General features: G+C 49.1%; 9 protein-coding genes. 6 read left to right on the top strand and 3 right to left on the bottom strand.

Annotation, left to right across the window (positions count from 1 at the left end; all coding sequences use genetic code 11):
* The 5 genes from FC652_RS18195 to FC652_RS18175 all read left to right on the top strand — a co-directional run.
* The coding region (locus tag FC652_RS18195) for a DUF1566 domain-containing protein (protein WP_176299685.1) at positions 1–1033 on the top strand (1033 nt) is incomplete at its 5' end.
* A gap of 66 nt (positions 1034–1099) precedes the next feature.
* Positions 1100–1699, top strand: a complete 600-nt coding sequence (locus tag FC652_RS18190; protein ID WP_176299684.1) for a hypothetical protein — start codon at positions 1100–1102, stop codon at positions 1697–1699.
* A gap of 53 nt (positions 1700–1752) precedes the next feature.
* Positions 1753–2322 (top strand): HD domain-containing protein, encoded by a 570-nt coding sequence (locus tag FC652_RS18185; protein ID WP_176299683.1) that lies wholly within the window; start codon positions 1753–1755, stop codon positions 2320–2322.
* Between the two features lie 26 nt (positions 2323–2348).
* Positions 2349–3251: a hypothetical protein gene (locus tag FC652_RS18180; protein WP_176299682.1), complete on the top strand. Its 903-nt coding sequence runs from the start codon at positions 2349–2351 to the stop codon at positions 3249–3251.
* Positions 3220–4389, top strand: a complete 1170-nt coding sequence (locus FC652_RS18175; RefSeq protein ID WP_217904675.1) for a hypothetical protein — start codon at positions 3220–3222, stop codon at positions 4387–4389. The genes FC652_RS18180 and FC652_RS18175 overlap by 32 nt, the downstream gene beginning before the upstream one ends.
* A 61-nt stretch (positions 4390–4450) precedes the next feature.
* Here the strand turns inward: FC652_RS18175 and FC652_RS18170 are convergent, their stop codons facing one another.
* The 3 genes from FC652_RS18170 to FC652_RS18160 all read right to left on the bottom strand — a co-directional run bounded on the left by FC652_RS18170 (position 4451) and on the right by FC652_RS18160 (position 8526).
* A complete protein-coding gene (locus tag FC652_RS18170; protein ID WP_176299681.1) occupies positions 4451–5611 on the bottom strand; it encodes an HD-GYP domain-containing protein in 1161 nt (386 codons plus the stop codon).
* 260 nt (positions 5612–5871) lie between these two features.
* Positions 5872–7608 carry a methyl-accepting chemotaxis protein gene (locus FC652_RS18165; RefSeq protein WP_176299680.1) on the bottom strand — a complete coding sequence of 579 codons (1737 nt, stop codon included), beginning with the start codon at positions 7606–7608 and terminating at the stop codon, positions 5872–5874.
* Positions 7609–7767: 159 nt separating this feature from the next.
* Complete coding sequence (locus tag FC652_RS18160) at positions 7768–8526, bottom strand: sulfite exporter TauE/SafE family protein (RefSeq protein WP_176299679.1); 759 nt, start codon at positions 8524–8526, stop codon at positions 7768–7770.
* A gap of 220 nt (positions 8527–8746) precedes the next feature.
* Between FC652_RS18160 and FC652_RS18155 the strand changes: the two genes are divergently transcribed.
* On the top strand, positions 8747–9970 hold the full coding sequence (locus tag FC652_RS18155; RefSeq protein WP_176299678.1) for a trypsin-like serine protease: 1224 nt from the start codon (positions 8747–8749) through the stop codon (positions 9968–9970).
* The last annotated feature ends 30 nt before the right edge of the window (positions 9971–10000 follow it).

Here is a 10000-nt window from a genome sequence, read left to right as displayed (position 1 = left end):
AACCGTGAACAAATATGTGGTTAATCCGAATGGAACGGTATACGACAAAGAAACCAACCTTACTTGGATGCGCTGTAGCCTAGGTCAAAGCTGGGATGGCAAAACCTGCACTGGTGAGGTGAAAAAATATACATGGTATGACGCAACCAAACTAACACACCAATTTGCGGGCTCAACGGCTTGGCGTTTACCCACATTTGATGAGCTGGATTCCTTGGTTTACTGCTCGAACGGGCGTAAGCATTCAGAGCGCCCCGAAGGCAAGGATGTAGAAGATACCAATGGAGTATGCCTTGGTGAAAACCACCAAAAACCTACCATCGATATCAGTGCATTTCCAAATACATCCGCTTATGCGTATTGGTCGTCTTCGCCCTATGCCGGCAATAGTTCCCGCGCGTGGTACGTCAGCTTCGGCAATGGTTACGTCAACGACTACTATAAGGACTTCTACCGCCCCATCCGTTTGGTGCGAGCGGGATCAAATCCAAGTACACCTAAACCAGCGCTCTCTTCTACTGAACAAAAAGAACCGCCTGCAACCGTGGACAAATACGTGGTTAATCCGAATGGAACGGTATACGACAAAGAAACCAACCTTACTTGGATGCGCTGTAGCCTAGGTCAAAGCTGGGATGGCAAAACCTGCACTGGTGAGGCGAAAGAATATACATGGCGTGACGCAATAAAGCTAAAGCACAATTTTGCAGGTTCAACCGCTTGGCGCTTACCCACAATTGATGAGCTGGATTCATTGGTTGACTGCTGGAACGGGCGCAAGCCTTCAGTGCGTCCCAATGGTAAGTATGTACATGATACCAATGGCGGATGCATTCCTGGCAAGCGTGAGAGGCCGACCATCGATATCAGTGCTTTTCCCAACACACCAACGAGTTTGTGGTATTGGTCGTCTTCGCCCTATGCCTACGATAGTCACTTCGCGTGGCACGTCTACTTCTTCAGTGGTTTAGTCTCCTACAACCAAGATAAGAGATCCAACGGCCATGTCCGTTTGGTGCGAGCCGGACAGTGATTGGGTTTTTGGCGTCTGCACACCGCACCATTTTTGTTGATTGCATCGAAATAGGGAGAAAATGCAATGAAACCTAACTTAAACCTACTCAAACCCTATTTGAGCACTGTGGTGTGCGCTTTGCTGCTGACGGCGTGCGCCAGTTACCCATTGGGCATGAGCGAAGCCCAATGGCTGGCATTAACCCCAGAGCAGCAGTATGACGCACAGCTAAAACAAGCTGAGTTGGATAGGCAACGTGAAGCGCGCCGTTTAGCTGAGCAACAAGCGCGCGAGCAAGCGTTGAAAGAGCAGCAAGCGCAGCTGGAGCTGGCGCGTGAAAACGCCAAATATGGCGAGCGGGTGCAATGCGTGCTGCAAAATAGCGAGCTGTACTTTAATAAAAAATGGCGTGCGAGCGAGCCCTTGGCGCTCGATCTCTTGGCGAAGCAACCGGCGCAAGCGGTGAAGCAAAGCACCGCAGATGGCCGTTATGGTTTCACCCTCTACGCGCAGTTTGATGGCCAAACCCTCAGCCTGTGCCGCCATGAAAACAGCCGCCGCCAAGAGTGCGCGCTGATGCTGGGCACCTTTAACGACTACCACCGAGGTTTGCGCCAAACCATCCAGCAAGATAACTGGCTACGCGGTCAACTGCGCTGCCAGTTTGTTCCGAAAGTGTGGTGATAAAGGCAAGGTTAAAGGTGGCATACTGAGGTAAGTGTAAGCAAGTAGGACAGATGATGAACTGGAACCCCGATGATTACTTAGCCGCGTGGTACTTTGCGGCGCGCGCCCATGCTGGGCACACCTTCAAAGGCCAACGGCCTGATGAGCACTTGCCTTATTGTGTGCATTTAGGCGCGGTGGCAATGGAGGTGATGCATGCACTTAAATCGCGCCCCGATCTTGATGGCCGTTTAGCACTGCAAGTGGCGCTGCTGCATGATGTGATTGAAGATACTTCAACCCGTTATCAGCAAGTCGAAGAGGCGTTTGGGGAGCAAGTGGCGCAAGGCGTGTTGGCGCTGAGCAAAAATAAGCAGGTAGGCGATAAGGCAGCGCAAATGGCCGATTCACTGGCGAGGATACAACAGCAGCCAGATGAAATATGGCTGGTGAAGCTGTGCGATCGCATCACCAACTTATCGCCACCGCCACACCACTGGAGCCGTGAAAAAATTGCTGCCTATCGCGATGAAGCGCAGCGTATTTTGGATGCCTTGGGCTGTGCCGATGCAGGCGCTGCGCAGCGATTAAGCGCACGCATTGCCGATTACGCGGCGTTTTGTTCACCGCAAGCTGAGTAGCAGTAAATGAAGGGAGTGAAAAGCGCATGAGCCAACTCTCGCTAAGTGAAGCGACACACAGAAATATTCAGGCGTTAAACCAAGCGCAAAGGGCTTCGCTGCTGCCTATTGTGCAGCAGGTACTGCACTATCGCGATTTAGTGGCTCGCCAAGGTTGGTTAGTACTGGAAGTGGCGCATCAACCCTTTGTCGAACCGGTTTTGAGCCAAGCTGCACAAAGTTATTGTGACAAAGTGATCGAACTTTTGCTGTGGGGGCATGATGCCAGCGCAGTGGCGCAAGTATGCCAGAGAGGGTTGTTGAATCAGCCTTTTTCGGCGTTTGAACAACTGGCGCTGCTGTTGTTTAGCGATGGTATGCTGGCACTGAGCGAGGGCAGGCCACGTGATTATCTGCGCGACATCATGCTCGCGTCACTCGGTTTTGAATGGCAAGCGGCTTTGGAAGAGGCAGAGCAGGCGCGCGAAAGAGAGTATCCGCTTGCACCATTAGTCTGGCAGCCATTCACTGACGCTCAGCTACAACAAGAGTTAGAGAACCACGCGCCCAGCGAGCAAACCCCGTGGCGCGCCGCTTTTTTGTTCGCCCATTTAAGCGATGCGCAGTTACAAGCATTACTGCGTGAGGCTGAGGCCAGCGACTGGATTAATCTGCTGTGGCTGCTGCAAAGTGAACCATTATGGCAACGGTTGGCGGATAACCTGACCCAGCGGACTCAACGCCATTTCCATGAAAGCTATCAACATCATTGGCAAGGTGTCAGACGCAGCCAACCGCTGGCGGCGTATTGGCGAGAGGCGTATCAATCATTCACCAATCTCTATCAGTTGCTGCATGTGCAGCTCGGTGATGAAGCAATGGCGCGCCTGCTTGGCATAACAGAGAGTGAAGCCCCCAATGGCAACGACAGCGACACCAATGGCCACTAAAAGAGTTCCGCTGCATAGTGCCAACCTACTCTTATTGCTAGCAATCAGCAGCTCGGCTTATGCCGTGCAAAACAACATCAAACAGTGGGATAAAAATTCCGCCACTTTTCAAAAGGCCTACACGCTATTGCAGCAACATGGCGCATCGCTGGATGTCGAGCTATTTGAAAAGCACCCAGCCGAATACCAAGCCTATTTGCTTGGCAGTTACAGTGCTCAAGCGTATGACTCTCTGCTGGCGATTGAATGGTTGAAACGCGCCTATGCGGACGTAGAGAAACTGAACGAGTTCACTCAGCAGAGTGTGCTTTATCAGTTAGGGTACAGCTATGCGCAGCTTGGTCAGCTGGCCGAGAGCGAAACTTGGTATCGCCGTGCGATAGCCAAAGGCAGTGCCGATGCTTGTGTTAACTTAGGGGTCATGTTTGAAACGAAAAAGCAGTTTCAACAAGCGGAACAACTCTACTTAAGCTGCTTACCCGATAACGAGAGTGCCTTGCTTTACCTCAATCTCGGTACGCTTTATTACAACGGACTCGTGAAGCAGGATCAACGATTAGGCGGGGAGTACTGGCAACGCTCGGCAAAACTTGAACCCTTCGACAGCGATATTCAGTACAACTTGGGGGTGTACTACCTCAATACTGAGCGCGACCTAGATAAAGCCCGCTACTACTTTAGCCAGTGCAGTTGGCAAGATGCCGAGTGTGCCAGCGTGTTATCGCATCCATTGCTGATTGGCCGCAGTGCGGAACAAGCACATTGGCAAGCGTTGCGCCAAGGCAGCGCAGTTGAGCAGCGTGATCTTTTGCAGGCCAGAGCGCAACACCTGTTGCCAGAGCCTACCTATTTTGACGATCAAAACGCGGAAATTGTGCTCACTACCCGCTGGGATAAAGGCGGCCAATGGCAGAGTATCACCGCAACAACAACTTCTCCAGCTCAGCTGGAAAAAGCGTGTGGTTGGCTGAATCGGCTCATTTGGGTCGATACCTTCTCAGGCGCAAACGCAGAAACCTATTTAAAACTCAACCAACCCCAAGTCATTTTGCCCATTTCTTGGCAATACCGTGAAATGAGGTATCAAGTGAGCGAGCAAAATGGCCGTTGGCAGTGTGAGATTCGTTCAAAAACATAGGCGTTGATAATAAGGGATTCAGGAGGGGATTGTACCTGCAAGGCCTTCCTTTAACGCAACATTAAGCCACACATCCTTTAGGGAGTTCTTCTTGATCGAGATACCTATCGCGAATGGCGAGGAACTGTTCCAAGTTGTCGATTAAGGCGCTAACGCATTCTGGGTCAAACAGTCGACCTGTGTTATCTCTTATATAGTCCATAACCGCATCCACCGACCAGGCGGGCTTATAGGCACGGCGGCTCAAAAGTGCGTCAAACACATCCGCCAGCGTGACAATTCGCGCTTCTAATGGGATGGATTGTTCTGCGAGTTGATCGGGCAACCCTTCACCATTAAAGGCTTCATGATGGTGACGAACAATGTGTTTGATGAAAGCCACTTCGTCATCGGAAACCAGTTCTGCGTTGGCCAAGCGAATGACCTCCTCAATCATCTCTTCCCCATAGATAGTGTGCATATTCATGATCTGGCGTTCTTCAGCAGTAAAGCGTTTATCGCTAAAGAGAATGTGATCGGGAATTTTATACTTACCAATATCGTGAAACGGCGCGTAGAGGCGAATGCGATGGATAAACTGGTGGGTAATTTCGGGTTTTTGATTGGCCAATAATCGGGCCAGCAATTCACTGATCTTGCCCATGCGAATGAGGTGCTCTTTGGTTTCGGGGTCGCGAGCATGGCCCATGTTCAGCGCAACAGAGAGTGCCGATTGAAAGTGCTTTTGGTTTTCATGCAAATGGATAAACAGGTGTGCGACAAGATTGGACAGAAAGGCAAAATCTTTCTGGATGTTGTCATCTGAAAAGAAGCTCGATACCGCTGCGTTATAAAAGATAAAGCCGAGAGTTTTATTGCGATAATTCAGTGGGACGGTGTAGCTGCTGCGGTGGCCGAGACCAAGCAAACGAGAAACTCGTTCGGTTTGCACCATGGTGCTTAGATTATCCACAATGCGAATGCTGTTGCTATACGCAAGACCAGTAAGGGCAGAGTCTATGCGCAACTCATGATCGACATAATCCAACTGCTGGGACGTTTGCTTAGAGAGCAGGCGATCCTGCACATAATAGTTGGAGGCTTTTTTGTCACCAAGGAGCGCCACAGAAAAACGGCTGAATGTGGGATAGCACTCGACGCAATGCTGGAATAGCTCATCGAGTATGGCAACGATCTCTTTATCTTGGGCAGCGATGTTGTTCATCGCGAGATAATCTAACATGGGGCCTCTGTTCCTATTAGAGGCTTTTCCGAACAAAATGGAACCTGCCTCGCAACTAATGGCTAAAAATGTATCAAAAATGCTACATGTTATTAACACTCAACATCGCGAATTTAGAATTTCATCATGAAAAATGTGGTTAATTTGAGCAGGGATTCAAAACGATGTGCGTTTATGCACAGTTTCTTTTAAATCAGGATATTAGAAAAAGCACCATCAAAGATGGTGCTTTAAGTAAACGGGAAGATTACGTGGATGGCTTACTGAACCCTAAATCGGCCTACCACGTCAGTTAAGGCATGAGAGGTGTTTTGCAACTCATCGCTGACCGAGGTCACTTGCGCCGCGTTGTTGTTAAGTTCGCGGACCATCTCTTGAATTGCCGCCATGTTTTTGCTCACTTCTTGCGTCACTTGGCGTTGCTCCATCGCTGAGGTTGCCATCAAGGTATTGAGATTGTTGATTTCTGCGACCGAATCGGTGACCACATTGAGCGAATCCATTACTTGGTTGGTGCGCTCAGCTGTCTCTTCACATCGGTTTCGAGTTGAATCCATCTCTTTCACCACGTTTTCGGTGGTGGTTTTCAGCTTGGCCAGCATCTCATTTATCTGGGTGGTGCTTTGTTGAGTGCGCGAGGCGAGGGCACGAACTTCATCGGCAACCACCGCGAAACCACGTCCTTGCTCACCAGCTCGAGCGGCTTCAATGGCGGCATTCAGCGCCAAAAGATTGGTTTGCTCCGCAATCGCGCCAATCACTTCCAACACAGAGGTAATCTGCTTGGTATCGTCATTCATGCGAGAGATGGTGTGCGACATGGATGATACTTGAGTCACCAGCCCACTCACACTGTCTACGGCACTGGTAACAGTTTGCTTAGACTCGTCCGCGTAACGATTGGTGCGTTCGGTCAGTAGCGCAGCATCATCGGCACTTTGCGCAATCGAGTTGGCGCTGGCGCTCATCTCTTCAATGGCGGTGATCGCTTGTTCGGTTTCTTGCGTGTGCTGGTTGAGCGTGCGCAGGTTTGAGCGAGATTGCGAGCTTAGCCCGACCACGGCATGGTCGATCTCTTTCGAAGAGTCGGCCACTTCGATAAACATCTGCTGAAGTTTTTCTATAAACAGGTTAATAGAGTGGGAGATTTGGCCAATTTCATCTTTCGATTCAATCGCTAAACGCTGGGTTAGATCACCGTTACCTTGCGAGAGGTCGGCCACCACGCTGTTCAAGCGGCTAAGTGGTTTAAAAGAAACATGCAGAAGAATCACGCTAGTGACAATGATAATCGCAGCGCACACCAGCAGCGCTAATGTAATCATCCAGTTGAGTTGGTCGGTGTTGGATTGGATATTATCCATATCGATGTAACCCACCAGATCCCAACGTTGCCCGGCAAACTCGACAGAACGAGAAATCGGCGTGAGGTTATTACCTTGCTTGTTAGTGAAAATCACGGTGCCATTTGCAGAAAGTTCTGCATAACTGCCATCGGCTGCATACTCTTCCACCACTTGGCGAAATTGGCCAAGATTCACAACAAAAAAGTCCACCGAGTCATCAATACGTTTCAACGAAAACGTAATCGAAGGCTCGCCATTGACCATAGTCACAGGGCTAACAATGGTGGTGTCGCCATGCGTCTCCGCAATCTCAATGTAACGCTGTGCTTCCTCTTCACCCATATTTCCACTGTCGTCAAAGGCATAGCCGTTGACGATTTTAATGATCTTATCGAAACCAGAGCTCTCTTTAGTGTCACTGATGTCCATCATGCTGAAGTTCAGGCTATTGGCGAGGGCGAGTCGGTTATTGAGCTCGTTCTCGAGCTTACGCTGAATCAGGTCTACATTGTGGGTAATGTTTTGACTGTCGGTTTTTTGAATGTAGTGGCTGATAAAATAGTTAACACTAAAGTAAGAAGTGATGATGGTGAGCGAGATAATGGCAATAATCAGCGCAATTATCTTGTTCTTAAAAGAAAGCGGAGTCATAACACTTTACATCCTTAAAAGTGACGAATGAAAACGCAGCATTCCTACCGCGCCGTACAGCTGTTCAATTTAACAATTGGCTCAATATTAAGTGAGCTGTGCCGTTGTTGCAAACAAGTTGCATTCGTTTGCAGAGATAACTTGGAGCTGCACAATAAGTTAGGTGTAGATTTTTACAAAGAAGTAACCCGTAATGGCAAAAGAAGTGACAGTCACAAAGCGATGAACCCAGATTTTATTCACGCCTCTTACCACGACGGCAGCGATATATCCGCCAGTGATGCTGCCCAACATCACAACAAAACCGTTCCACCAATCGATTAAACCATCGAAGGTGAAGATGATCACGGCGACCAATGAAACGCTAGTAGAAATCAACAGCTTTAACCCGTTCATCGTGATGATATCTCGATGACCAGAAAGGGTAAGGTAGCTCAGCGTCACAATGCCTAATCCCGCATTAAAGAAACCACCATAAGCAGACACTAGGATCAAAAACAGCGCTGGTAGGCAGAGCAGAATTGGATGAGGCTTGTTGCGTTTGCTTTTTCTTAACCGTTGATTGATGGCACCGCCAAACACAAACAGCAGGGTCGCAAAGAGCAAGAGCCAAGGGATGGCGGTCAAGAAATCGGCTTCATCGGTGTTCAAGAGAAGAAAAGCCCCCAACATACCACCGATCAGGCTAAAAACGATGGTTTTGGGTACGATCTTCTTTTGTTCATAGAGCTCACGACGATAACCCCATGCGCCGCTAATGTAACCCGCACAACTGGCAAAAGTATTGGTGGCATTGGCGACAACCGGTGGAATGCCGATCGCCATCAGTGCAGGGAAGGTGATAAAGCTGCCCCCTCCGGCGATGGAATTAAGCATTCCGCCGAAGACTCCAGCAAAGAACAGCAATGCAAAATCCATTTGATGTGGTTCGTCCTTTTTGGCGTCGAGTGACGCTGAGATTGATGATGATGCGTGCGCTTGGCCAGTTACAGATGGCTCACGCCTGAACGCTATCCTCAAGTTAACAATTTGGTTACATAACAAACAGTAAATTTGTGAAAAACAGTGATCTCGGCAGGCGATTTCGCTCACATTGTCTTATTCTTTTATGGGTTAGGGTGCATATGGAAGCGATGCGATGAAAATAATAGGGTCAGTTGGCGTGATAGCGCTATGTATGCCAATGATGGCACAAGCCATTGTGGGTGGTTCAAATTCGGTGGAAAGTTTTGTGGTGAGTGTGGACGCCAGCTCATTTGCAGAGCAGTCCAGATGTGGCGGCACCATTGTTAACTCTCGGTGGATCTTAACCGCTGCGCACTGTTTGATTAAATCGAGTTCGACCCAAGAAACGTCAACGGGGAACCCGGAATCATTTACCAACTATGACATTGTGGCGTTAAAAGAAGTGTCGGTCAGAGCGGGTATTCTCGATCTATTTCAATCAGAACTCAGTCATCGATATTCCGTCACGCACGTGGTGATTCACCCAGATTACATGCCTTTGCGTACCACTAAGCAAACTGCGCAAGGTGAAGAGTTGGTGAGTACGGCATATCAACACGATCTCGCGCTGCTCAGAGTTGATAGGGATTTACCTGCGACGCCAGTAACTTTAGTTGATTCGGTGAGCTACCAAGATTTCGTAACGAAAACCACGAAAGCTTGGGAAGATTGGGAAAACAGAGACCCCGCTAATACACCTCACGATGTGAAAGTACTGGGTTGGGGAAGTGATAGTCCCCTCTCTCCAATCATTGACAACACACCACCTATTTTGTTGAAGGAAACGGAAATCGTCTTGATGCCGATTTCAGACTGTTTTAATCACCTAGAAGCTGATCAAACTTTGCCAAGTTATATCGCTTCGAGCGGTGATTTGACCAAATTGTGCACATTGCCAAATCAAGAGTTTCATGCTGGAGACAAAAGTTATGGGAACGGTGCTTGTTTGGGGGATTCCGGTGGTCCGCTAGTGTGGACTGATGGTGTGGGAAATCAATTTCAAGTGGGTATTATCAGTGCATCACCTTTGATCAATACCGTTTGTAGCTCTGTCACTTACCCCACTTGGTATACCAATGTGGTGACTTATCTCGATTGGATTCGTTCTTACACCGATGCAGCGAATCCACCCACACAGCAGATTACCAAACCAATGTTTATGACCAGTGCGACCACAGAAACACCGAGCGAGGGCACTCAGCCAAGTGGGCAATGCAACAGCAATACATCCGCCAGTGTCGGTGGTGGAGAGGTCGCTTTGGGCTGTGCGGACAGTGAAAGCAGTGGCTCTTTGGGCTGGTTGAGTCTGTTGAGCTTGCTTTTTCTTTACTCAGGAAGAAAAAACCGCCTCGGTTGAGGCGGTAAAGCGTAGTGCAATATGGAGATG

This window comes from Vibrio sp. 05-20-BW147 (genome assembly GCF_013369385.1).
Lineage (GTDB): Bacteria > Pseudomonadota > Gammaproteobacteria > Enterobacterales > Vibrionaceae > Vibrio > Vibrio floridensis.
This window is presented reverse-complemented; position numbering and strand designations above follow the sequence as displayed.

Excerpts from the sequence above, each read along its gene's own strand:
- FC652_RS18190 (WP_176299684.1), top strand. The coding sequence starts at position 1,100 with ATGAAACCTAACTTAAACCTACTCAAACCCTATTTGAGCACTGTGGTG.
- FC652_RS18185 (WP_176299683.1), top strand. The coding sequence starts at position 1,753 with ATGATGAACTGGAACCCCGATGATTACTTAGCCGCGTGGTACTTTGCG.
- FC652_RS18180 (WP_176299682.1), top strand. The coding sequence starts at position 2,349 with ATGAGCCAACTCTCGCTAAGTGAAGCGACACACAGAAATATTCAGGCG.
- FC652_RS18175 (WP_217904675.1), top strand. The coding sequence starts at position 3,220 with ATGGCAACGACAGCGACACCAATGGCCACTAAAAGAGTTCCGCTGCAT.
- FC652_RS18170 (WP_176299681.1), bottom strand. The coding sequence starts at position 5,611 with ATGTTAGATTATCTCGCGATGAACAACATCGCTGCCCAAGATAAAGAG.
- FC652_RS18165 (WP_176299680.1), bottom strand. The coding sequence starts at position 7,608 with ATGACTCCGCTTTCTTTTAAGAACAAGATAATTGCGCTGATTATTGCC.
- FC652_RS18160 (WP_176299679.1), bottom strand. The coding sequence starts at position 8,526 with ATGGATTTTGCATTGCTGTTCTTTGCTGGAGTCTTCGGCGGAATGCTT.
- FC652_RS18155 (WP_176299678.1), top strand. The coding sequence starts at position 8,747 with ATGAAAATAATAGGGTCAGTTGGCGTGATAGCGCTATGTATGCCAATG.